The sequence below is a fragment of the Desulforamulus hydrothermalis Lam5 = DSM 18033 genome (assembly GCF_000315365.1).
In the GTDB taxonomy this organism is placed as follows: Bacteria; Bacillota; Desulfotomaculia; order Desulfotomaculales; family Desulfotomaculaceae; genus Desulfotomaculum; species Desulfotomaculum hydrothermale.
The window spans coordinates 12,087-35,707 of sequence record NZ_CAOS01000004.1; the positions used below are offsets into that span (position 1 = coordinate 12,087).

The following is a 23,621-nucleotide window of genomic DNA, read 5'->3' on the forward strand; positions in this document are numbered from 1 at the left end:
TATCTTAAATATGTATACAGTTTAAATTTATTGATTTTTTTCTTAACTGCTTATATGATTGGCTTTATAGAACTGCAAGGTGGGTGAAAAATGTTAACAGACTATCATATTCATGTGGAACAAGGGCCATACACTGTAGAATGGCTATCGAAGTTTGCGCGCCGGGCCGAGGCGGCGGGGATTGAGGAGTGGGGAATTTCAGAACATGCTTACAGGTTTGTAGAGACCCGTCATATTTTCTGGAATGATTGGGTGGAAGCAAGGCAAAACCAGAGAATGGAAGAATATTTAGAGATGATTCTGAAAGCCCGGCAAGCGGGAATCAGGGTAAAGTTTGGCATTGAGATGGATTACTTTCCGGGCAAAGAAAAAGAAATAGAAGCATTTATTAAAAATTATCCTTTTGACTACGTTATAGGTTCGGTACACTGGATTGATGAATGGGGTATCGACCTGTCGGAGATGAAAGAGGAATGGAACCGGAGAAAAGTTGAGGAGGTTTGGCTGGCTTATTTTGAACGAGTTGAGAGTTTGGCACAGAGCAAGTTATTTGATATTGCCGGGCACCTTGACTTAGCTAAAATTTTTAAGTATGTACCGGAAGATGTAAACTTTCTTAAGGAGTTATACGACCGGGTTGCCAGGCTGCTGGCGGCCAACGGCACATGTATAGAGATCAGTACAGCCGGTTTAAGGAAACCGGTGGGGGAAATATATCCTCACCCGTTATTGCTGGAAGCATGCTATAAACAAGGGGTACCCATTGTCATCAGCTCAGATGCCCACTGCCCGAAGGATGTAGGGGCGAATTTTTCGCAAGCCGTTGCTTTGGCCAAACGGGTGGGCTATCGGGAGATACAGGTGTTTTCAAACCGGCAGGCAGTTGCCCGCCCATTGGGTTAAGAAGCAAAGGCGCTGAAATTACGAGCGCCTTTTTCTTTTTACATAAAAAAACAAATCTTACCTTGATTTATAGGGGGGTTGTTCACATGCCTTTATCCGGGATATTTCACTTTGTGGGTGCCAGAATACTAAAAACGGGAATTGCGGTTGCCCTGTCCATGTATATATGCACCCTGCTGCAAATTGAACCTAAAGTCTTTGCTGCCGTCAGTGCGGTGATTAATGTACAACCATCCATCTATCGTTCTTTCCGTAATGCGGTGGAACAAGTTATAACTCATATTATCTCGGTGCTTATAGCAGTTATTTGTGGCTATACGTTTGGTACAGGACCGATAATAATGGGTCTGGTCACCGTCCTCATCATTTCTACTAACGTCAAGCTAAATCTAAAACAGGGTATTTCTATGGGGGTTGTGGCCGGGATTTTTGTACTTGATGCACCGCAACATGATTTTCTGCAGCACGCCTTAACCAGGTCATATGTTATTTTTATCGGATTAGGCTCAGCACTTTTCATAAACAGTTTTTTATCCCAGCCCCGCTATAGCAACAATTTTTTAGTCCAACTGGCTAAATTAAATGAATTAACTGCCGGTTTTTTTACAGAATTGGTAAAAGGTTTTATTAAGCTGGAGCCGCTCAACAGAGATGAATATGAGAAGAAGCGAGCGGAGATTAAGGAAGTGCTGGCAGTATCGAAAAACCTGTTTGCTTTACACAAGGAGCAAAACCGCTATTTAAAGCATGTTCCGCAAGAAATGCAGGAATTATGGGAAAAATACTTGGATTTTAATGTAAAGTTATTTTATAAAAGTCAAGAAATTTACAGTGCCACCGAACAGCGTTTGATTTGGCGCATGGAAAGGGGAAACCCACCTATTTCGGATGAGTTTAACATGGTGTTAGCAATGCTGGAGAGGGGTATCGCATCTTTTGAAAAGTTAAATGAGGGCTTGTCTGAACATGTTTCACAGGGTAAACCCTTGCCGCCGGTACAAGTTAATGAGCAATTTTGGGAAGAATTAAGTTTTTTTATCGACCAATGGCACAGCAGGTTGACCGGTGCCGACTTTTTGCATGCCTTTATGTATGTGTCAGTGGTGGCAAATGATATCAAGTGGGCCAGCCGGAGCATTAAGGATTTTTCCCTGACGCAAAGGCAGGATAAGCCGACAGCTTTTTGAATAATTTTAACAAGTTTGTTGATATTTAACTTATTAGACAAAATTTTTATCATCACAACTAAATTGGCTATTTCATAGATTGGTAGAAAAAAGGGGTTGATCTGATGCCTTATGCAGAATCCTGCAATAACAACTTCTGGCTGCCGATTATTTGCTGTATTTTTCTTTTCCTGCTCATTATAGCGATAATTGTTCTGCTTATCTGGTTCTTATAATTTTGAGAACAGCACTGCTGCCGGCAGTGCTTTTTTCGTTGGCCGGCATATTTAATTGACTATGCATAACCGGCTCGTTAAAAAGCTAAACTAGTGAAGGTATTAATAAAGGCAAAGGGTATACGGCGTTATGTACATCAAAGGCCCTTATAAAAAAAACAGTCTCCCCTGGTTATGGCTTGCTTTTCTTATAGTTTTTATAGGCTTGGGATTTTTCCTCAAAGGTATCGCTGACAGGTCGGAAGCCCTAAATAAGCCAGGGCCTCAGCGCAAACCCCTGCCACAGCAACCGGTGGTTATCATTGACCCGGGCCATGGGGGCAGCGATCCGGGCGCATGCCGGGAGGGAGTTATGGAAAAAGACATTAACCTGGCGATTGCCAAACGGGTGGCCAGGCATGCAAAGGGTTGTAAAATAAAACTAACCAGGGATAAGGATATAGACTTTACCGGGGACGGCGTATATTCCAAGGAAGCTGAACGGCAGGATTTAGACAAGAGGATAGAACTGGCCCGCCAATACCGGGGTGATGTTTTCATCAGCATTCATGTCAACACCGGGCTGGGCCGGGACAGGGGGGCAATTACATATTATGATGCGGCCAACCCCGGCAGCACCCGTTTGGCTTATGCAGTTCAAAAGGAAATAAACCGGCTGCCCGGCATGCCGGTAAAAGAACCAAGGGCAGACACCTTCTATTTGTTTAAACATTTAGATATACCGGTTGTTATTGTCGAAACCGGTTGGCTTTGCAACCTGGAAGAAAGAAACAGGTTGCAAAATCCGCAGTACCAGGAACAACTGGCCAAAGCCATCGGACGTGGAACTATTCAATTCCTCACAAAAGACAACCCTAAAATACATTAAGAGAACTGTCAGGTAGCTGCCGGCCACTTGCCCAAGCATGAGCGAAGAAAGAAATCGGGGTGGCGCCCACGTCATGCGGGCGCCGGCCGAACCGGGCCATCCTGGCCCGGTTGAGACGATCCCAAGGGCGACCGTAGCAAATCATAGCGCTGTCGGTGCGTAGACCGGGGCCAAAGGAATCATAAACCACAGTTAAAGTTTGTCGACACTCTGAACAGTCCCCGGGGGGACTGTTCAGTATGCATCTTATGTTTGCGGTTGTACCGGTTGGCGGTTCATCCAACGTCCGCCGCCCATGCCGGGGCCTTTGCCAAAGCATCCCTGACCGCCGCCGGGGCAAATGTAACCGTTTTTAGCATGCCATTCCTTCATTTGGTCGAAATGCTGCTGCCAGGCTTGCCCCTGTTCCGGTGTCAGTTGGCCGTTTTTAACAGCCTGTTCAACCCAGGCCTTTTTGGCAGCAAACTTTTGGTCGAACCATGCTTTAGCCTGAGAGCTGACATCGTCAGCGGCAAAGGCGGTGGGAACTGTAAAGGCAATTACTGCCATAATTAAGAGGCCCACCAGGATTAAACGTTTGTTCATGTTCTCAACTCCTTTCTTTGTTTATTTATATAATAACCAGAAAGTTTTACAAACCAGTCTCCTAAATGTTACAAAAGTGTCACAGTTTTACCGGTTGCCTGTTTTAACGGGGCGGCAGTTAATGGTATAATGCTTTTTGTTATGCAGCAATACAGCAGCGGATAACAGGAGTGGGTGAAGATGAAAAGGTTAATTATACTGGCTTTAGCAGTAATCATGCTGGTGACAACCGGCTGCAGCCGGAATGCCCGTGATACTGCCGGTTTGCCAACGGCAGCCGTCAGTCCGGGTACAATGAAAGTTCATTTTATTGATGTGGGGCAGGCGGATGCCATTCTGGTACAAGTGGGCCAACAGAGCATGTTGGTTGACGCCGGTAATAACGATGACGGCGAAGCGGTGGTAAATTACCTCAAACAGCTGGGCATAAAGAAGCTGGCGGTAATTATGGGAACCCATCCCCACGAGGATCATATAGGCGGCCTGGATGATGTAATAAAGGCCTTTGAAGTTGAGAAAATATATTTGCCCAAAGTAAATCACAATACCAAAACCTACCGAGATGTTTTATTGGCTGTCAAAGAAAAAAAACTAAAAGCAATTGCTGCCCGGGGCGGACAAAGTTTCTCGCTGGGGGAAGCCAGGGTAGATATTTTGGCCCCTAACAGTGACAGTTACCAGGAACTAAACGAATACAGCATTGTTTGCAAAGTAACCTTTGGTGCCAGCAGGTTTCTTTTGACCGGGGATGCTGAAAAGGTATCCGAGAGTGAGATGTTGCAAAATAACTACGACCTGCAAGCAGATGTTTTGAAAATAGCTCATCACGGCAGCAGTTCGTCCACCGGTAAAAAGTTTTTAAAAGCGGTGGCACCCCAAATGGCGGTTATTTCTGTAGGGTCTGGCAACGATTACGGCCATCCGCACCGGGAAACCCTGCAAAAACTGGCGTCAGCCGGCATTAAAGTTTACCGCACCGACCTGATGGGCACAATTGTAATGACCACAGACGGCCAAAAAATTGAAGCGGCCACCCAAAGGACAGCTGCCGCAGGCAAATAGCCGGGTGTTTGGGAGGGGAAAACAGTGAAAGCAGTGATTGACCGTTTTGAAGGCGGCTGGGCAGTATTAGAGGCAGAGGGCCAAATTATGTGGAATGTGCCCAGGCAATTCCTGCCTCCGGAGGCCGGAGAAGGAGATGCGATAGAATTTACTTTTACGATTATCTCCCAACCGGAGTATAATAACAAAAACTTAGTAGATGAAATATTTGAATGATGTCGTTTTTGGTAAAAAATGTATAACAATCAATAAATTGGGTAACAATAACTACCGTAATCATAAATCTTTTCTGGAGGAGTGATAGCGGTGGAAATGTTATCCAGAGTTGCTTTGGTGCTGGTCATTGTAGGAGCTCTCAACTGGTTGCTGGTGGGGCTTTTCAGCTGGGACCTGGTGGCTGCCCTGTTGGGTGGGGATGCAACACGGGAATCATCCATGCTCAGTAAGATTATCTACAGCCTGATTGGTGTTTCCGGACTGATTCTCATCCCAACCCTGTTTCGTGACAGAGCACCGGTAGAAAACAAGTAAGTTATGAACAACAAAACCCTTTGCCTCTCCGGCAGGGGTTTTGTTGTTGGCGTAACAAACAACCTGTTCAGGCGTCTGAGGGTTGGTTATAATTGTAACATAACAGTTCCATAGGGAGTGCCTGTCATGTCAAAAGTCAAGTTTATACATTGTTCAGATATTCACCTGGGCCGGCAGCGGCTGGACGGTAAGCTGCCGGATACGGATTTTGCCCGGGCTCTTAATTTTATTGTGCGGTATACCATTGAACAAAAAGCGGATGCCCTGCTGATAGCAGGCGACCTTTTTGATTCGCCCAACATCCAGCCGCCGGTTCTCCAGCAGGCAACCGCCTGTTTGATGCCGCTGCAACAAGCCGGTATTCCTGTTTTTGCCATAGAAGGCAACCACGACCGGGCTACGCTGACCGGCGAGTCCCCTACCTGGGTGAAGTATTTAAATGATATTGGTTTGTTGCATCTGCTGACCATTCCTTTTACCTCCCGGGGACCGGTGATTACTCCCTGGGATGAGACCCGGCGATGCGGTTCCTATATAGATTTTAAAGGAATCCGCCTGGTGGGGGCAGGCTACCTGGGGGCCGGCACGGTAAAGCGGGCCCGGTTGATTGCGGAGGTGCTGTCCGGTTGGCGGCAAACAGCTGAGCCGGCTGCCCTGGTTATGCTGCTGCACGCCGGTCCGGACTATATCGTGCAGGAAGGCGGGGGGTTTTCACGGGAGAATTTGGAGTTTCTCCATGGGTGTGTGGATTACCTGGCCTTAGGGCATATACATAAACCCATGCATCATGGCGGGTGGGCTGTTAACCCCGGTTCTCCGGAACATGTAAGGCTGGAAGAAAGCCGTTATGATGGCCGGCCCAGGGGGTTGGCAGTGGTGGAGATAGACCCGGCTCACACCGTCCCCCTGCGGCGGGCAGAGATAATTGAAGTTCCCAAGCGCCGCGTTCTTAATTTGCGTTACGATTGTTCTCCCCACGGGAACAAAACCAAGCGGGCCATGGAAGCCATACAGTCCGATATTATAAACAACCTGCGTTCTTTGGGAGCATTGCCCGAGGATGCGGTGAGATTGGAATTAACCGGTAGCGTCAACCTGGGAAGGATTCGCTTGGATACTGAAGCACTGGCTGCTTATTTGCAGGAAAGCCTGCCGGTAATGGCGGTGGAAGTAATTTCCGGCGGCTTGCAGCCGGCGCTGGGCGAAGCAGCCGCGGCGGTTAAGCAGGCGGGTTCTACCAGGGAAGAACTTGAGTTGTCCGCCATCCATGAGGTGCTGCGGCAAAACCCCCTGCCCGGTTTAGAACAGCAGACTGAGCTGTTAGCCGGTCTGCTTTACCGGTTGAAAGAGGATGTGCGCAACCAGGTGTCGGCTCAGGAAATCAGGGAACGGTTGCATAACCATCCGCTGGTGGAGCAACTGCTGGCTGCAATTGTTGACGAAAAACAGGCAAAATTTGTCGCCGCTGCCAAGGACGGTGAAGGCTAATGTGGATACAAAAAATCAGACTGAAAAACATCAAAAGTTACGGCGAGGGCGAGAACGGCCGTGGTATTACCATATATCTGGAACCCGGCGTTAACCAGATTGCCGGTAAAAACGGATCCGGCAAAAGCACGCTCATTGAGGCTATCGGGTATGTTTTGTTTGACGCCGAGCCTGTTCGGGGCAATGCCAGGATGGCCAAAAACACCTACCTGCTAAGAAACGGCAGCAAGGCCGGGGAAATAGATGTCTGGGTGTGGCATCAGGATTGCCTTTACCGGGTGGAAAGGGACGTAGGCAACGGTGGCAGGCGCTGGAAGGTTGTGCGTGAGGATGATGATTTCATCGAAGCCGAAGGAGAACAGGAAGTACGAAAATTTCTGGCCCGACTGGCCGGCGTGGCAAAGCCTGAGCGCCTGACGGAAGTTTTCCACAGCCTGCTGGGAGTGAAACAGGGCCGCTTTACCCTTCCCTTTGACCTGAAGCCCGGAGATGCGAAAAACCACTTTGACCCTTTGTTAGATGTGGATATTTTCCGCCAGTGTTTTGAGTATTTAAAGCAGCCTTGTGATGAAATAGGGCAGGATATTGTCCGCCAGGAGGTTATGATCAGCCGGCTGGAGGGTCAGTTGGCCCAGCTGGCGGATGCACCGGATAAGCTGGCGGAGGTTCTTGGGCAGCAAGCCGCGTTGGCGCAGTTGGTGCAGCAGTGCCAAGAACGCTTGGACGATGCGGCACGCCGGCTGGCTGAGTATGACCTTTTACAAACCAAATACCAAACAGCCAAGCTGCAACTGGGAGAGGCCCGGGGCAAACGGGAGCAGGCCGGGGCAGCGGTGGCGGCAGACACCGCCAGATGGGAAGAAGCCCGGCGGGCGGCAGAACTTTTGCAGCAAACCAGGGAGGATTATGAAGCATATATTAAGCTGGAAAAACTTATTAACCAGTTAGAAAAGCAACGGCTTGAACGGGATAACTTAAATAAGGAACTAACATTTCTGCAAAAGGAAGAAACCATATTGAGCAAAGACCTGGCAGCGAAACAGCAGGAGGCGGCCAGGGATAAAGAAAGCGCAGCCGGCAAAGAGCGGCAGTATCAAGAAAGACTGGCGGTCTGGCAGCAGCAGGTGCAGTGCCACCGGGCCGGCGAAGCGGATGCCCGGCGCTGCAAGCAGCAGGCAGAGGAGCTAAAAAACTGCCTGGTGCAGGTGGTGGAGTGGCTCAGGGCCATGAGTGCCGTAAACAAACCGGCCATCCAGCAACTGGCGGAACTGGCGCATAACCTTAACCTGCTGGATAACCAGGTGGCTGCCCGGCTGGCGCTGGCCAAAGACAGATTGGCCGAAGCAGAATCCCGGGAACGTGCTTGTTGGGATAACCTGGAAAGAGCAAAGCGAGACAAGGTTATCCTGGAACAGCAGCTGGAGAAGCTGTCCGGCGGACAGTGCCCCCTGCTGGGTACTGCCTGCAGCCAGTTTAATCCGGACAAGGCCCGCCAGGATTTGCAGCAGCTTAACCGCAAAATTTCCGTTGCGGCTGCCGAACACCAGGAAAAACTTAAACTGCTGGCGGAAGCCGGAGAACGGTTGGAAGAATGGCGGGCTTTAGAAAAAGAACAACTGGAAAAGCAAGCTCGCATCCGTCAGCTGGGCAAGAGCATAGCCGGCTTATACCAACAACTGGAAGACAGCCGGGGCAGGCAGGCGGCTGCCGTACTGGCAGCCGCACTAAAAATCGGGGAACAGCCGCCCAAACTAAAGGGCTTAACCGTCAAAGACGAGATTAACCTGGATGTTTACCGGGCTGCTGTGCAGGAAATGAAAGAATTGCAAAAGCTGCTTTATGATAACTTTGAAAAGTGGAAGCCGCTGGTAGAACAACAATACAACGCCGCACAGGAAAACCTCACCGTGCGTCTGGCGCACAGCAAAGAGCTGGCGGCGGAAGAAAAAGCGCTGCAAGCATTGGCCGGGGAAATTGCCTCACTGCATCAAAGCTCCGCTGAGGCAGCCAGACAGGCGGCAGATCTTGCTGACTCCCTGGTTGCCACCCGGCGGCGAATTCAGGAACTGGAATCTCTGCTGCAGCCCTTTGCCGACCTGGACGAAAAACTGGCCTCAGCCAACCGGCAAAAAATTTGCCACCAGGCCGGTTACACCACTTACCTGGAAAACCGGCCGGTGGCTGAACGAATACAAGAATACCAGAACCGGCTGGCCCAAAGCACCGACCAACTGCGGCAGGCGGAGATTGCCCTGGCAGCGGCAGAACTGGCCTGCCAGGCTGCGGAAGCTGCCTACCGGCCGGATCAGCATCAAGAACTAAAAGAAATTTATGCCAGGGCTAACCTTGAGTTGGGGGAGGCTGCCAGTAAATTGGCTGAGGCTAACCGGGCGGTAGAGGAACAAACTCAGCGGGTCAACCTTTTAAACGGTTTGCAGAGGCAAAGGGACGAACAGGTCAAGGAACTGCTGCACCTGCAGGCGCAGAAAAGTATTCTGGAAAAGGCCCGGCAGGTGCTGAAAAACGCCCAGGAACCCTTGGTCCGCAATTTAACCGGGCGGGTAGCTGCCCAGGCTCAGGTTATCTATAATTCGATGAGCAACGAAGCAGCCCAGTTTCAGTGGCGTGCCGCTGATTACAGCCTGACCGTCGCTACGGTTTCCGGAGAAAAAAGATTTGCCAGCCTGTCCGGCGGGCAACAAATGAAAGCGGCTCTGGCCATGCAGCTGGCCCTGGTGAAAGAATTTTCAGCTGCCGGTTTTTGCGCCTTTGACGAACCAACCTATGGTCTGGACGCCGAAAGCCGGCAAATGTTGGCCGAGGCTGTTATGAAAGCACAACAGGAGTGCCGGTTTGAACAACTGCTGCTGGTTTCCCACGATCAGGCCTTTGATGACAAGGTGGAGCACGCCTTGCATTTAAACTATTCACCGGTGGAGGGAACCAAACTTTAAGTAATTGAATTTATGTAGGCTAAAAATTTGCGGAAGGTTATATTGAAACCGGCAATTTGACGCTTTAGCTGCTCATTAACCTGCAGCAGATTAGCCACAGACTCCTTGAGTTCCATTTTGCACACTCCTTCGCTTTTTTTACAAGCATACAATACAGGTATTAAACAGATATAAACTGTGTGTAAAATTTACCAAACACTCGGATTTAGGGGCGTAAATATTAACCGTCCGGTAAAAGGCAGAATTAATTTCCGGTTTTCAAAGATCAACATGATATAAATAATAAAGGGTTTATATTACCGTTCTTTTTAGGACTCTAAATATATGACACGAGGGGGTGTTTGTTTTGAAGCCTTCCATAAAAGGTTTTTTCTTTTTGGTGGGGGCGACCTTCTTATGGGGTGTTTCCGGGACAGTGGCGAAAATTTTATTTAACCATCAGGTTAACCCCATGCACCTGGTCACAATCCGGCTTACTTTATCATTCGCGGTGCTGCTGCTTTACCTGGCAGTTTGGCAGCCGCACCTGTTAAAGGTAAAAAAATCCCAGTTGCCCTACCTGGCGGTTCTGGGTACCGCCGGCGTCGGGCTGGTTCAGTTCAGCTACCTTTTTACCATCAGCCAAACTAACGTGGCAACAGCGGTGTTCTTACAGTATTTGGCGCCGGCTCTTGTGGCTGTCTACGCATTTTTGCGCCAGAGGGAGTCAAAAAGTCCCGTAAAACTGTTGGCTTTATTGCTTACTGCCGGGGGCGGCTATTTAATTGTCAGCGGAGTCCCGGGAGGAGGACTGGCAGTTAACTGGCCTGGGCTGGCAAGCGGCTTGGTTTCCGCAGCCAGCTTGGCTTTTTATACCCTTTACGGCAAAAAGGGCCTGGCTACTATGAATCACTGGACCATGCTTTTGTACTGTTTCGGCTTCGGGGCGCTGGTCTGGAATATTTTTCAACCGCCCTGGGTTGCCATGGTGGGGCACAGCCTTACCGAGTGGTACTTCTTCCTGTACATAGCTGTGTTTGCCACTGTGCTGCCCTTTGGTTTTTATTTTTGCGGCTTAAACTGCCTCACGCCGGTTATTACCAGCTTAACCAGCACCATGGAACCGGTGGTGGCTGCTGTGGTGGCTTTTTTGGCGTTGGGAGAAACTTTATACCCGCTGCAGTTGGTTGGCTGTTCCATGATTTTAATCGGTGTCATAGCTATCCAGTGTGTGCCGGAACAAGAAAAGTTGCCTGACAAGCAATCTGTCAGCCAAGAGGGATAATGTCCTTGCATATTTTAAAGATAATAGTTGACAACTAATATTAGCATACATATAATAAATAATTGTTCACGACAATATGTCTTATGCGGTATGGCAAAACACTTTAGTTTATGAAAAGTTATAAGCGCAATAACCCTTGACAAACATTAAAGTGTTTGCTAATATAATTTGTGCGAGTCAGCAAGTTGTTGTGGTGGATATAGCTCAGTTGGTCAGAGCACCAGATTGTGGCTCTGGGGGTCGTGGGTTCGAGTCCCATTATCCACCCCATAATATTTAAATATAGTTTACTGGGGCGTCGCCAAGCGGTAAGGCACCGGTCTTTGGAATCGGCATTCGTTGGTTCGAATCCAGCCGCCCCAGCCATTTTAGCGTGACCCATTAGCTCAGTCGGTAGAGCACCTGACTTTTAATCAGGGTGTCCCGCGTTCGAGTCGCGGATGGGTCACCATTTTGCATATATTGTGTTTTTTAATGCTTGCTACTTGCGGATGTGGCGGAATTGGCAGACGCGCCAGACTTAGGATCTGGTGCCCGCAAGGCGTGGGGGTTCAAGTCCCTTCATCCGCACCACTTGCTGCAAAACCCGAGGGTAAACTCCTCGGGTTTTAGATTTATTTTATGATTGCTCCGCCGCCTGGCGAATTAAGCAAAGAGGCCTAAGGATTGGGTAAAATCTGTGCGCCGGTGAAGGTAATCGGGCCGATTACGTTGGCTTGAGTACCGGTTAACGGAAGTTCTGCTGTCAAGAAATAACTTATTTTTTGGTGGCAGTGTTTATCACAGGGATCAAGGGGCAGCAGCGGCAGATCCACATGAGTAAATGTGGTGGTTTCATAATCACCGGCTTCTGCCGTCTGGCGGCAACTGAAAATTAAAGGACCGGATACCGGAGCTTCACGATAGATTTTAAACAATACATCTACCCTTCCCTGGCGGGATGTGTTGTCCGTCGCTTGCCAGCCAACGGTGGCAGTCAGGCATACCCGGCTGCAAACATCTAAAATATTTAAGGCGTCATGGCCCGTCAGTGCAGCAATGGTGGTGGGAGTTGATGTTAAAGGAACAGTTGTGGCGCCGCTGGTGTTTGATGGCTGCAGAGTTTTAAATGTAAACTGGGCCAGTAAACCCCGCCTGCCCAAAAAACCTGAAGATGTAATGGCGGCGTCTTGCTGGCTGACCTCGTCCGGGCTTTGTGTTTCTTTTAAATCATCCGTCATAGAGTTGAACCTCCCATGCTTGAAATATTTCTTTACAGTAATTGTATGTGAGAATACTTGGAAAGGTTACCGGAAAAAACAAAAACCGGTATCAATAACCGGTCAGTCAACACTGTTCATCAATTGATTGGCATAACATTCCGTGCAAATGTGCTCTTTTTTATACACACAAATGAGATGGCGGAAACAGATCCACTGTTTACAGATACTGCATTGCTCACTGCAAGAGGGGCATATCTCATGACCGCAAACGGCACATTCCAGGGGCTTGGGTATTGTCTTTTGACAAATATAACAGACATTTGACATCTTTCGCAATCCTCCGTTAAAATTATATTAACACAATTTTCAGTGTTTTTTCAATTATATAATTAATCTTGATAAAAAAATAATTGTTATATTAAGAAGTGTAAGTAATTGTTTGTAAAAGTTTTGCAAACCCATAACATTATGGTATAATTGTAGTAATTAGAGTAGCCAGGGTTATGCCCTGGTATTTTAATTATTGAGCATACTGGAAAAAATTGCCCTTTTTGGCTGGAAATGATTCTAACTTAAGCAGGAGTTAGATAACCCTTCGTAGAACTAAAAGCAGTATCCTTAACTGTAATTGGTTATACTACAAGGCCTATAAATAGCATCAGCCAGGGGAGGGTGTAATTTTATATAAAAACTCAAACGAATACTCTAACAAAACATGTAACTAAGGAGGAACATTGTTAATGAAAGCTACAGCAGAAAGGATAGAAAAAAACACCGTCCTTTTGGAAGTTGAAGTAGAAACCGAAAAAGTGGAGCAGGCCATGCAGCAGGCCTACCGTAATATTGTAAAAAAGGTGAACATCCCTGGCTTCCGCAAGGGTAAAGCCCCCAGGGCCCTGGTGGAGCGTTTTGTAGGCAAAGAGACCCTGTTTGGTGAAGCTGCTGAAATCATCGTTCCTGAGGCATACATGCAAGCCCTGGAAGAAACCAAAACCGAACCTATCGACCGGCCCAAAATTGACATTGTACAGGGAGAACCGGGTAAACCCCTTATTTTCAAAGCTACCGTAGAGGTTAAACCGGAGGTAACCCTTGGCGAATATAAAGGCATCGAAGTAAAGCGCCCGTCCACTGAGGTTTCCGATGAAGATGTTCAGGCAGAACTGGCACGCCTGCAAAATCGTTATGCCAAACTGGTTACCGTTGAAGAAGGCGAAGTGCAAAAAGACGACATAACCATTATTGATTTTGCCGGTTATGTTGACGGGGAAGCCTTCCCTGGCGGCACAGCGGAAAATTATTCCCTGACCATTGGTTCCGGAGCCTTCATCCCCGGCTTTGAAGACCAGCTTATCGGTGCCAAAGTTGGCGAAGAAAAAGAAGTTAACGTGACTTTCCCGCAAGAGTACCATGCTGAAGACCTGGCCGGCAAACCTGCTACCTTCAAAGTAACTGTTAAGGAAATTAAACGTAAGGAATTAGCGCCCCTGGATGACGAATTTGCCAAAGACGTCAGCGAATTTGATACCCTGGAAGAATTAAAGTCAGATATTCGGAATAAATTAAAGGAAGCTGCCGAGGCCAGGGCTAAATCAGCCGTAGAAAACGGCGTGGTGGAAGCTGTGGCAGCCAATGCCAGCGTGGAAATTCCCGCCGCCATGATAGAACAAAAAGTTGACGAAATGCTTAACAGCGTTGGTCAGCGACTGGCCCAGCAGGGCATCAACCTGGATCAGTATTTCCAGTTCACCAATACCAGCCTTGCTGACATGCGGCAGCGCATGAAGCCGGATGCTGAAAAAACCGTGAAAAACGAGCTGGTTCTGGATGCGGTTGCCCGGGCGGAAAACATTCAGGTTTCCGAAGAGGAAATTAACCAGGAGATCCGGAAGATTGCCGATTATGTTAAACAGGATGCGGAAATTGTACGCAAAACCCTGGAATTACAAGGTGAGCTGGGGCATATATCTCAAGATATAGCCCGCCGCAAAGCGGTTTCCTTCCTGGTGGAAAATGCCAGCATTGTTGAAGACACCGTCCAGGCATAAATTGCATAGATTGGAAAGAGTAAGCCCAAAATAGCCGTTTCATCAAAGATCTCTATAGATCAAGGAGGCGAGGGATTTGTCAGGCTTAGTACCAATTGTTGTAGAACAAACCAACCGGGGCGAGCGGGCCTACGATATTTATTCCAGACTGTTAAAGGATCGCATTATTTTTATCGGCGGCCCAATTGATGACCATGTGGCAGACTTGGTCATTGCCCAATTCCTGTTCCTGGAGGCGGAGGATCCGGAAAAGGATATTCATCTTTACATTAATTCACCGGGTGGTGTTGTAACGGCAGGTTTAGCCATTTACGACACTATGCAGTATATTAAACCTCCTGTATCCACCATCTGCCTGGGGCAGGCTTCCAGTATGGGTTCTTTCCTGCTGGCGGCCGGCACCAAGGGTAAGCGTTATGCTCTGCCCATGGCAAGAATTATGATTCACCAACCCCTAGGCGGTGTACAGGGGCAGGCTACCGATATAGATATTCATGCCAAAGAAATTTTGCGGATGAAAGATCTGTTAAACGAAAAATTGGCTTATCATACCGGACAGCCTTTGGAAAAGGTGGCCAGAGATACCGAGCGTGACTTCTTTATGTCTGCTGAAGAGGCTAAACAGTATGGAATCATCGATGAGGTGATGCCGTATAGGAAGTAAAGATAAAAGAGGTGGAAATATGTTTAACGAGAAAGGCCAGCTTAAATGCTCCTTCTGCGGCAAACTGCAGGACCAGGTCAAGAAGCTTGTGGCCGGGCCCGGAGTATATATCTGCGATGAATGCATTGAATTATGCAACGAAATCATCGAAGAAGAGTTAAGCGACGATCTCGGCCTGGACATGGGCGACCTGCCAAAGCCCAAAGAAATTAAAGCTATTTTAGACCAGTATGTCATTGGTCAGGAAAATGCCAAACGACAACTGGCTGTGGCCGTATACAACCATTACAAGCGTATTAATCTGGGGGGCAAGGTAGAGGATGTCGAATTGTCCAAGAGCAATATCGTCATGCTTGGCCCTACCGGGTGCGGTAAAACTTTGCTGGCCCAGACATTGGCTCGCCTGTTAAACGTGCCATTTGCCATTGCAGATGCCACCTCTTTAACCGAGGCAGGATATGTTGGCGAAGACGTTGAGAATATCCTGCTGAAACTGATTCAAGCTGCCGATTACGATGTTGAGAAGGCCGAAAAAGGTATCGTATATATTGACGAAATAGATAAAATTGCCCGCAAGTCAGAAAATCCTTCTATTACGAGGGATGTTTCCGGCGAGGGAGTTCAACAGGCCTTATTAAAAATCCTGGAGGGAACGGTGGCCAGCGTGCCGCCTCAGGGCGGGCGCAAGCATCCGCACCAGGAGTTCATCCAACTGGATACCACCAATATTTTATTTATCTGCGGCGGCGCCTTCGATGGCATTGAAAAAATAATTCAAAACCGCATCGGCAAGAAGCAAATGGGCTTCGGAGCAGAAATCCAGACCAAGAAGGAACAAAAAATCGGTGAAATTCTGGCGCACATTTTACCGGAAGACCTGCTTAAATTTGGGTTAATTCCTGAATTTGTGGGCCGCCTGCCGGTGATTGTTACGCTGGATGCCCTGGATGAAGATGCTCTGGTGCAGATTCTTACAGAACCCAAAAATGCTCTGGCCAAACAATATGAAAAGTTGTTTGAGCTGGACGGGGTAGCCCTGGAAATTCAGCCGGACGCACTGCGGGAGGTAGCCAGAGAGGCACTGAAGCGCAATACCGGCGCCCGCGGTCTCAGGGCCATTATGGAAGAGGTTATGCTGAATATCATGTATGACATTCCTTCCCGTAAGGATATTGCAAAAGTCATTATTACCAAAGAAGCTATTCTCAAGAAGGGTGAACCGCTTCTTATTACCGTTGATAATAAAAAGAAAAAAGAAGAATCGGCCTAACGGTTCAAAAAACACGGAGTTGCTGCTCCGTGTTTTTTGTTATGTGCCAAGAAATCCATCCAGTAATGTGTAAAACATGGCCTTTTTAGCAATAATACAATAAGGAACTGAACCTAAAGGAGGCAATGCTATGGGGGAACTTACCGGTCTGGGGGGGTTTCTCACCTTTATACAGGTATTCTTTGCGGTGGTTATCGGCCTTTACTTTTGGAATTTGCTAAAGGCACAGCAGAACAATAAAACCGCGGTAGAAAAAGAATCACGCAAAGAAATGGAGAAACTGCAGCGTTTGCGGGCTATTTCATTAACTGAACCGCTGGCGGAAAAAACCAGACCTAAACACTTTAATGAAATTATCGGCCAGGAAGAAGGCCTTAAATCTCTCCGGGCGGCCCTCTGCGGGCCCAACCCGCAACACGTTATTATCTATGGGCCGCCGGGGGTAGGCAAAACGGCAGCTGCTCGCCTGGTACTGGAAGAAGCCAAAAAATCGCCCAACTCACCCTTTAAAGAAAACGCTAAGTTTGTTGAGCTGGATGCCACCACCGCCCGTTTTGACGAGAGGGGCATTGCCGACCCGCTGATTGGCTCGGTACATGATCCCATTTACCAGGGGGCCGGCCCCATGGGTATGGCGGGCATACCCCAGCCCAAACCGGGTGCGGTTACCAAAGCACACGGGGGAATGTTGTTTATTGATGAAATCGGCGAACTGCACCCGATTCAAATGAATAAGTTGTTAAAAGTGCTGGAAGACCGCAAGGTTTTTTTAGAGAGCGCCTACTACAGCTCAGAAGACAGCAACATCCCTACCCATATTCATGACATATTTCAAAACGGTTTGCCGGCCGATTTTCGCATGGTGGGGGCCACTACCAGAACGCCCGAAGAAATACCCCCGGCTATCCGTTCCCGGTGTCTGGAAATCTTCTTTCGCCCGCTGCTGCCGGATGAAATTGAAAAAATTGCAGCCAACGCAGCTGAAAAAATTGGTTTTCCCTTGGAAGAAGGTGCCCTGGATGTCATTAAACGCTATGCCACCAATGGCCGGGAAGCAGTCAATATCATTCAAATTGGCGGCGGCATTGCCCTTACCGAGGGACGGCAAAATATCTTGGTGCGTGACATTGAGTGGGTAATCAACAGCGGTCAGTATACCCCGCGACCGGAACGGAAAATAAACCCGCAACCCCAGGTGGGAGTGGTTAACGGCCTGGCAGTATACGGGCCTAATATGGGTATCCTGTCCGAGGTGGAGGCCACTGTCATTCCGGCAGCTGCGGCATCAGGCAGAATTATTGTCACCGGTGTGGTAGAAGAGGAGGAAATCGGGGGCGGCAGCAAAAAAATACGCCGCAAAAGCATGGCCCGCAGTTCGGTGGAAAATGTTGTGACAGTATTGAGGCGGGTGATGGATGTAGATCCGCGCAACTATGATATTCATGTTAACTTTTTAGGCAGCGGTCTGGTGGACGGCCCGTCTGCCGGGGTTACCATTGCCACCGCCATATATTCTGCCATCAAGGGCATTCCGGTAGACAATACGGTGGCCATGACAGGGGAAATATCTATCAGAGGCTTGGTGAAACCGGTGGGCGGTGTTGTGGCTAAGGTTGAGGCAGCTCGCCAGGCGGGTGTGAAAAAAGTTTTTATTCCCCGGGAAAATTACCAGGAAATATTTAAAAACATGTCCGATATTACCGTGGTGGCGGTAGAAACCCTGGACGAAGTAATCAACGGGGCCTTGCTGAGCCAAACAACCGCTGAAGAACACAAATGGCAGCCCTTACCCAGCGGGCTGGAATTACCTGCGGCAGCCTTTTTATCGCAAGAAGCTGCCAAATCCTGAATATACATTTAAAAAATGCGAGATATGAAACAACCTGTCAGACAGCAGTGACAAATTTGCTGCTCTTAGCTTAAAAAACCCGGCAATTGCTGGGTTTTTTCCGTTACTGGGAATTATTGTTGTGGCGGGATTCTTATTTTTTATGTTATGATTACTGTATTCTAAATCAATTAGTCAACTATCACAGGATTAGTATACAAGGAGGTGCAGCAGTGAATTCCGTAATAAAATCTCTACCTCTGCTTCCTCTGCGGGGTATTCTGGTATTTCCTTATATGGTTATTCACCTGGACGTGGGTCGGGAAAAATCGGTGCAGGCCATAGAAGAAGCCATGGTACAAGACAGAATAATTTTTCTGGCCACCCAAAAAGAAGCCCAGACCGATGAGCCGACAGCAGACGATATTTACCAGGTAGGGACCGTGGCTGAAGTTAAGCAGCTGCTAAAACTGCCTGGCGGCACCATCAGGGTGCTGGTGGAGGGCATTGCCCGGGCCCGCATTGTTCAATATCAACACATGGAACCATATTTTAGGGTGGAAATTGAGCAGTACAGCGAAGAATTTGAGAAAAACCCTGAAATTGAAGCCCTCATGCGCAGTCTGGTTTACCAGTTTGAGCAATATGTAAAACTATCCAAACGCATTCCCCCGGAAACTGTGGTTTCGGTAGTTAACCTGGAAGAACCGGGACGCCTGGCGGATATTATTGCTTCTCACTTGGCACTGCGTATTGAGGATAAGCAAAAAGTACTGGAAGCGGTTGAAATCGTCGATCGGCTGGAAAAACTCTGCGCCATCGTTGCCAGAGAGCTGGAAATTGTTGAGCTGGAAAGAAAGATTAACATCCGGGTTCGCAAACAAATGGAAAAAACCCAGAAGGAATATTACCTCAGGGAACAAATGAAGGCGATCCAAAAAGAACTGGGAGAAAAGGACGAACGGGTAGCCGAGTGTGAGGAACTGCGGGAAAAAATTGCCAAAGCCAAATTGCCTAAAGAGGCTGAGGAGAAAGCCCTTAAGGAAGTAGACCGCCTGGAAAAAATGCCGCCCATGGCGGCGGAAGCCACAGTGGTGCGCAATTACCTGGACTGGCTTTTGAGCCTTCCTTGGAGCAAGAGCACCAGGGATCGTATTGATATTAAAGCCGCCCAGGAAGTGCTGGATAACGACCACTATGGGTTGAAGGATCCCAAAGAAAGAATTATTGAATACCTGGCCATTCGTAAGTTGGCTAAGAAAATGAAAGGCCCTATCCTCTGCCTGGTAGGCCCGCCGGGGGTGGGTAAAACCTCCCTGGGCCGTTCTATCGCTCGCGCCTTGGATCGCAAGTTTGTCCGCATTTCTCTGGGCGGTGTGCGGGATGAAGCTGAAATCAGGGGCCACCGGCGGACCTATGTGGGCGCCATGCCGGGCCGGATTATCCAGGGAATGCGCAATGCCGGTTCCAAAAACCCTGTTTTTCTGCTGGATGAAATCGACAAGATGGCCAGTGATTTTCGGGGTGATCCGGCTGCGGCGCTGCTGGAAGTGTTGGATCCGGAACAAAACAGCACCTTCAGCGATCATTACATTGAAACACCCTTTGATCTTTCCAACGTAATGTTCATTACTACCGCCAACAACATGTGGTCCATTCCCCGCCCACTGCTGGATCGTATGGAAGTTATTCAGATTTCTGGGTATACTGAAGATGAAAAATTGCAAATTGCTAAGCGCCACCTGCTGCCCAAGCAAATTAAGGAACACGGTCTGACGGGTGAAATGATTGGCGTTTCGGATAACACCATCCTGAAAGTGATTCGGGAGTATACCCGAGAGTCCGGGGTGCGCAACCTGGAACGCAAAATTGCTACCCTTTGCCGGAAAACCGCCAAGAAAATTGTGGCCGGTGAGGCAGCTAAAGTTAAAATTACGGCGCAAAACCTGGAGCAATTTTTGGGGATTCCCCGCTACCGCTACGGGGTGGCGGAGAAAAACGATGAGGTGGGGATTGTTACCGGCCTGGCCTGGACCGAAGTGGGCGGCGACACACTGGTGATCGAAGTAACCACCTATAAAGGCAATGGTCGCCTGACCCTGACCGGCAAGCTGGGCGATGTAATGAAAGAATCCGCCCAGGCCGGCTACAGCTATGTGCGCAGCCGGGCCCAGGATTTAGGCATAGACCAGGAGCTGTTTGAAAAGTGGGACTTACACATCCACATTCCGGAGGGAGCCATTCCCAAGGACGGTCCTTCGGCAGGCATTACCATGGCCACCGCTATGGCTTCGGTACTTACCGGACGCAAGGTGCGCCACGAAGTGGCGATGACCGGCGAAATTACCCTGCGGGGGCGGGTGCTGCCGGTGGGCGGCATTAAAGAAAAAGTTATGGCTGCGCACCGGGCGGGCAATAAAGTAATTGTGTTGCCGCTGGATAACAAAAAGGATCTGGAAGAAATACCCCAAAACATTAAAAAGCAGCTGGAGTTCAAACTGGTTGATCATATGGACCAAGTGCTTGATCTTGCCCTGCTGGAAAAAGAGGCAGCTGAAGCTGTGGTAGAGCCGGAAGCGGCAGCTGCCCTGGATGACGCTCACTTGCCGACCATGAACCACCAGGAAGTCCAGCCGCAAGGAGGAACCCAGTTACCGTCGTGAAAATAGTTGCCGCTGAGTTTCTAACCAGTGCAGTTAACCCCGGGGGTTATCCCCCGGGGGATTTACCGGAAATAGCCTTTGTCGGGCGTTCCAATGTAGGCAAGTCATCTCTCATCAACCGCCTGGTTAACCGTAAAGGTTTGGCCAGAACCAGCAGTACGCCGGGCAGGACGCAACTGATTAATTTTTTTAAAATTAATGACCGATTTATCATGGTTGACCTGCCTGGCTACGGCTATGCCAGGGTGCCGGAAGAAGTTAAGGCCAGGTGGGGCAAAATGATAGAAGGCTACCTGAAAAACAGGGAAAACCTGCGTGGTGTATGCCTGCTGTTGGACTGCCGCCATACCCCCACAGCCCAGGATATTCAAATGTACCGGTGGCTGCAGTATTACCGGCTGCCGGCGGCGGTGGTGGCCACCAAGGCAGATAAGCTGTCTAACAATCAATGGGCCAAGCAGCAGTCAGTAATTAAAAAAACCCTGTCCCTGGCGCCGGAACATTCTTTAATTGCCTTTTCCGCAGAAACCGGCCGGGGAAGGGATGAGCTGCTGGATGTTATTAAAGACTGGCTTCAGGCTGATCAGCCAAGAAATACTGAACAAGAGTAACGCCGGTTAAGCCGGCGTTTTTTTGTTAGAGCTTGCCGCCCCAGTTGCGAATAAATTGAAAAATATCGCCGGCATATTTTAAAATCGGGAAATTGGTATTGTAAATTAACTGTTTAATCACAGGAAAGGTGGCGGTGGCAACCAACCGGTCATAATCGTTATTGTCCATGGTGTTGATAATTTCCCGCAAACGGACAGATCTTTTCATTTCCAAATCTAATTCATTAACCATCTTGGTAAAACTACGGTTTTGTTTAATGGCCCGGGCCGCCAGGATACCGCTGCGCAAAGAAGAAACCGTGCCAAAGCCCAGAAAAGATTCCATAAAACCGCCGGCCGTACCCACCAGAATAACATTTCCCACCTGATGGGGGTAAACCGTACCGGACACATGCTCCAGCAAAAAATTTTCTTCAATGTGATAATTAAGATTTTCTTTCTTTAAAAAATCAGACCAGTATCCTTCCATTTCTTCCGGTTTGGCATTGGCGTAAATCAGCACCAAGCTGGCCCGGTCAGTGTTAAAGGCGGTTAAATAGGCATACGCTCCTTTGGCATAATCGTTGTCTACCCACATGATCAGTTCTTCCGGGTCAAACTTGCCTTGCACAACCGCTCCTCTGACTTTGGTACTGAAAATGTCTTTCCATAGGCCAAGGGTTGCGGGAATCTGCCGGTTGCCGGTGGCTACCACCACATAATCATACTCCCTGGCCAGGGCTGAGTAATCGGCGCGACAGTTAAAATGAATCCGGCTGCGGAGGCTGTGGGCCAACTGGGTTTCCAGGGAACGGTGGCTTTGCCCCCGTTCCACGAAGTAGCCAAATTTGCCCGAACGGGCAACTCCTTTAACCTTGGGCGCGTGCATGGTAATTTTTTTCCAGACGGCCAGCGGTTGGATCTTAATATAATAATCTTTTTCTAACCACACCAAGGGATCCCGCACCGGCCGGTGCATCAATTGCAGAATACCGGCCACATGAGGAAAAAGCTCGCCGCAGCGGGGTCGTTCTTCAAAAATATCCGGGACAAGGCCCAGCCGCTCCAATTCGTGGGCACAGGCCAGGCCGGACACGCCGGCCCCGATAATGGCAACGCGCAAGGGGGGGCACCTCCGATAACAGTCTGTTATTTATAGTGTGCCCGTCAACGCTTTGATTATTTCTTACTTAAAATCAAGGGTTTTAAGTTTCTCCCACCAGGTTTTTTCCTGTTGCCGGGACGGCGGTACATATTCTACCGTCTTGGCCGCCTTTTTGGCAAATTTTGCATACACGCCGTCCTGATAGCTTACCGGATTGCTTAATTCACCGGCTTTTTTTACATACAACTGCAAACTTTCATATTCCGGCTGCCCGATGAGGGGGCTTTTACCCCACAGGCCCAGCTTTTTATATTGATCAATGATGCCGGTTAAGGTTTGGTGGTCCAGCTCGGGAAAATAGCGGGCCACCGCCTTGGCTGCTTCAGCCGCGCTGTGATAATCCAGCCAGAGCAGCCCTTTGCACAAACCGTTAACCAACTGCTGGCACTGTCTGCTGTGTTCGGCCGGATAAGCCGGCGGCGCCAGCAGAGCCAGAGAAGGTATTGGGTTTACCGCTCCGCCCAGAAAGACGGCTTTTTGGCCAAATCCTTTTTGTTCGGTGAAAGTAGCCTGCGGTTCGGGCAGTTGGACAAAATGGCCGACCCCGGCCTCAAAGGCTCCCTCCTTTAAATCAGGCGGCAGGTTTTGGATAATAATAACCTGATGCTGCAGGGCCAGTTTATTTTGCCGGAGAGCTTCTTCCAAAACAATGTTGGCCTGGCTGTCGGGAGCATCCCCCAGGATGCTTTTCTTTTTCAAGCTATTCCAGGTAAAGGGCTGATTTATTTGACGCCCCAGGAGAAAAGACCCTTCCAGGCGGGCCAACCCGGCCAGGGCCACCAGTTCTGCACCGGTTCCCAGGGGACGGGTAAAGACCGCTTGGCAAAGGTTGCCCAGGTAAACATCAGCCCGGTTTGACAACTGCAGGTCTGCTTGAGTTGACTTATCCAACACAAAAGATGTTACCTGGAGGTTTTGCTCGCGGTAAAAACCCTGGGCCAGAGCAACATAATGGGGCAATCCCAGCAATGACCGTTCCAGTTCCCCCACTTTGATGACAGCCGGCTGAGCCGGCTCTTTACTGTATAAAAGGTAAGTTTTCACCCCGTGTGCGCCAAGGCCGGCCATCAGCGCCAGCAGCAGCGCCAGCACAAGCCACCTGCCGTATTTTTTCAGAAAGACCAACCCCTTTCC

General features: G+C 49.0%; 20 protein-coding genes and 4 tRNA genes. 19 read left to right on the forward strand and 5 right to left on the reverse strand.

Going from position 1 to position 23,621, the window contains the following annotated elements:
* Positions 1–90 precede the first annotated feature (90 nt).
* The 3 genes from DESHY_RS04030 to DESHY_RS04040 all read left to right on the forward strand — a co-directional run bounded on the left by DESHY_RS04030 (position 91) and on the right by DESHY_RS04040 (position 3,173).
* Entirely contained in the window at positions 91–903 is an 813-nt protein-coding gene (locus DESHY_RS04030) for a histidinol-phosphatase (RefSeq protein ID WP_008410621.1), read from the forward strand.
* Positions 904–989: 86 nt separating this feature from the next.
* Positions 990–2,090: an FUSC family protein gene (locus DESHY_RS04035; RefSeq protein ID WP_008410622.1), complete on the forward strand. Its 1,101-nt coding sequence runs from the start codon at positions 990–992 to the stop codon at positions 2,088–2,090.
* Positions 2,091–2,435: 345 nt separating this feature from the next.
* Positions 2,436–3,173 (forward strand): N-acetylmuramoyl-L-alanine amidase family protein, encoded by a 738-nt coding sequence (locus DESHY_RS04040; protein ID WP_008410623.1) that lies wholly within the window; start codon positions 2,436–2,438, stop codon positions 3,171–3,173.
* Here the strand turns inward: DESHY_RS04040 and DESHY_RS13510 are convergent.
* Both DESHY_RS13510 and DESHY_RS04045 read right to left on the reverse strand, forming a co-directional pair.
* The gene (locus DESHY_RS13510) at positions 3,160–3,456 is read right to left on the reverse strand and encodes a hypothetical protein (protein ID WP_143147827.1); all 297 of its coding nucleotides are present in this window, start codon (positions 3,454–3,456) and stop codon (positions 3,160–3,162) included. The genes DESHY_RS04040 and DESHY_RS13510 overlap by 14 nt on opposite strands.
* The gene (locus DESHY_RS04045) at positions 3,420–3,758 is read right to left on the reverse strand and encodes a DUF2680 domain-containing protein (protein ID WP_008410626.1); all 339 of its coding nucleotides are present in this window, start codon (positions 3,756–3,758) and stop codon (positions 3,420–3,422) included. Before DESHY_RS04045 ends, DESHY_RS13510 begins: the two co-directional genes overlap by 37 nt.
* 180 nt (positions 3,759–3,938) lie before the next feature.
* Between DESHY_RS04045 and DESHY_RS04050 the strand changes: the two genes are divergently transcribed.
* The 10 genes from DESHY_RS04050 to DESHY_RS04095 all read left to right on the forward strand — a co-directional run bounded on the left by DESHY_RS04050 (position 3,939) and on the right by DESHY_RS04095 (position 11,630).
* A complete protein-coding gene (locus DESHY_RS04050) occupies positions 3,939–4,820 on the forward strand; it encodes a ComEC/Rec2 family competence protein (protein ID WP_008410627.1) in 882 nt (293 codons plus the stop codon).
* A 24-nt stretch (positions 4,821–4,844) separates the two neighbouring features.
* On the forward strand, positions 4,845–5,036 hold the full coding sequence (locus tag DESHY_RS04055) for a DUF3006 domain-containing protein (protein WP_008410629.1): 192 nt from the start codon (positions 4,845–4,847) through the stop codon (positions 5,034–5,036).
* Positions 5,037–5,126: 90 nt separating this feature from the next.
* Positions 5,127–5,351: a DUF378 domain-containing protein gene (locus DESHY_RS04060; RefSeq protein WP_008410631.1), complete on the forward strand. Its 225-nt coding sequence runs from the start codon at positions 5,127–5,129 to the stop codon at positions 5,349–5,351.
* A 126-nt stretch (positions 5,352–5,477) separates the two neighbouring features.
* Complete coding sequence (locus tag DESHY_RS04065; RefSeq protein WP_008410632.1) at positions 5,478–6,839, forward strand: metallophosphoesterase family protein; 1,362 nt, start codon at positions 5,478–5,480, stop codon at positions 6,837–6,839.
* Positions 6,839–9,793: an AAA family ATPase gene (locus tag DESHY_RS04070; protein ID WP_008410633.1), complete on the forward strand. Its 2,955-nt coding sequence runs from the start codon at positions 6,839–6,841 to the stop codon at positions 9,791–9,793. The genes DESHY_RS04065 and DESHY_RS04070 overlap by 1 nt, the downstream gene beginning before the upstream one ends.
* 337 nt (positions 9,794–10,130) lie before the next feature.
* On the forward strand, positions 10,131–11,057 hold the full coding sequence (locus DESHY_RS04075; RefSeq protein ID WP_420795109.1) for a DMT family transporter: 927 nt from the start codon (positions 10,131–10,133) through the stop codon (positions 11,055–11,057).
* Between the two features lie 193 nt (positions 11,058–11,250).
* A tRNA-His gene (locus DESHY_RS04080) sits at positions 11,251–11,327 on the forward strand.
* 21 nt (positions 11,328–11,348) lie between these two features.
* Positions 11,349–11,423: transfer RNA gene (locus DESHY_RS04085), tRNA-Gln, on the forward strand.
* Between the two features lie 9 nt (positions 11,424–11,432).
* Positions 11,433–11,508, forward strand: a tRNA-Lys gene (locus tag DESHY_RS04090).
* A 36-nt stretch (positions 11,509–11,544) separates the two neighbouring features.
* A tRNA-Leu gene (locus tag DESHY_RS04095) sits at positions 11,545–11,630 on the forward strand.
* Between the two features lie 86 nt (positions 11,631–11,716).
* Here the strand turns inward: DESHY_RS04095 and DESHY_RS04100 are convergent.
* Positions 11,717–12,277 carry a hypothetical protein gene (locus DESHY_RS04100; RefSeq protein WP_008410636.1) on the reverse strand — a complete coding sequence of 187 codons (561 nt, stop codon included), beginning with the start codon at positions 12,275–12,277 and terminating at the stop codon, positions 11,717–11,719.
* Between the two features lie 722 nt (positions 12,278–12,999).
* Between DESHY_RS04100 and tig the strand changes: the two genes are divergently transcribed.
* From tig to yihA, 6 genes are all read left to right on the forward strand, one after another.
* Positions 13,000–14,307, forward strand: a complete 1,308-nt coding sequence (tig, locus tag DESHY_RS04105; protein ID WP_008410637.1) for a trigger factor — start codon at positions 13,000–13,002, stop codon at positions 14,305–14,307.
* Between the two features lie 76 nt (positions 14,308–14,383).
* Complete coding sequence (gene clpP, locus DESHY_RS04110; RefSeq protein WP_008410638.1) at positions 14,384–14,971, forward strand: ATP-dependent Clp endopeptidase proteolytic subunit ClpP; 588 nt, start codon at positions 14,384–14,386, stop codon at positions 14,969–14,971.
* A 19-nt stretch (positions 14,972–14,990) separates the two neighbouring features.
* Positions 14,991–16,241: an ATP-dependent Clp protease ATP-binding subunit ClpX gene (gene clpX / locus DESHY_RS04115; protein WP_008410641.1), complete on the forward strand. Its 1,251-nt coding sequence runs from the start codon at positions 14,991–14,993 to the stop codon at positions 16,239–16,241.
* A gap of 130 nt (positions 16,242–16,371) precedes the next feature.
* Complete coding sequence (lonB, locus tag DESHY_RS04120) at positions 16,372–18,090, forward strand: ATP-dependent protease LonB (RefSeq protein WP_008410642.1); 1,719 nt, start codon at positions 16,372–16,374, stop codon at positions 18,088–18,090.
* A gap of 212 nt (positions 18,091–18,302) precedes the next feature.
* Entirely contained in the window at positions 18,303–20,732 is a 2,430-nt protein-coding gene (gene lon / locus DESHY_RS04125) for an endopeptidase La (protein WP_008410645.1), read from the forward strand.
* Positions 20,729–21,343 (forward strand): ribosome biogenesis GTP-binding protein YihA/YsxC, encoded by a 615-nt coding sequence (gene yihA / locus DESHY_RS04130; protein WP_008410646.1) that lies wholly within the window; start codon positions 20,729–20,731, stop codon positions 21,341–21,343. The genes lon and yihA overlap by 4 nt, the downstream gene beginning before the upstream one ends.
* A gap of 25 nt (positions 21,344–21,368) precedes the next feature.
* Here the strand turns inward: yihA and DESHY_RS04135 are convergent, their stop codons facing one another.
* Entirely contained in the window at positions 21,369–22,445 is a 1,077-nt protein-coding gene (locus tag DESHY_RS04135; RefSeq protein WP_008410648.1) for an NAD(P)/FAD-dependent oxidoreductase, read from the reverse strand.
* Positions 22,446–22,508: 63 nt separating this feature from the next.
* Entirely contained in the window at positions 22,509–23,612 is a 1,104-nt protein-coding gene (locus DESHY_RS04140; RefSeq protein ID WP_235695514.1) for an ABC transporter substrate-binding protein, read from the reverse strand.
* Between the last annotated feature and the right edge of the window lie 9 nt (positions 23,613–23,621).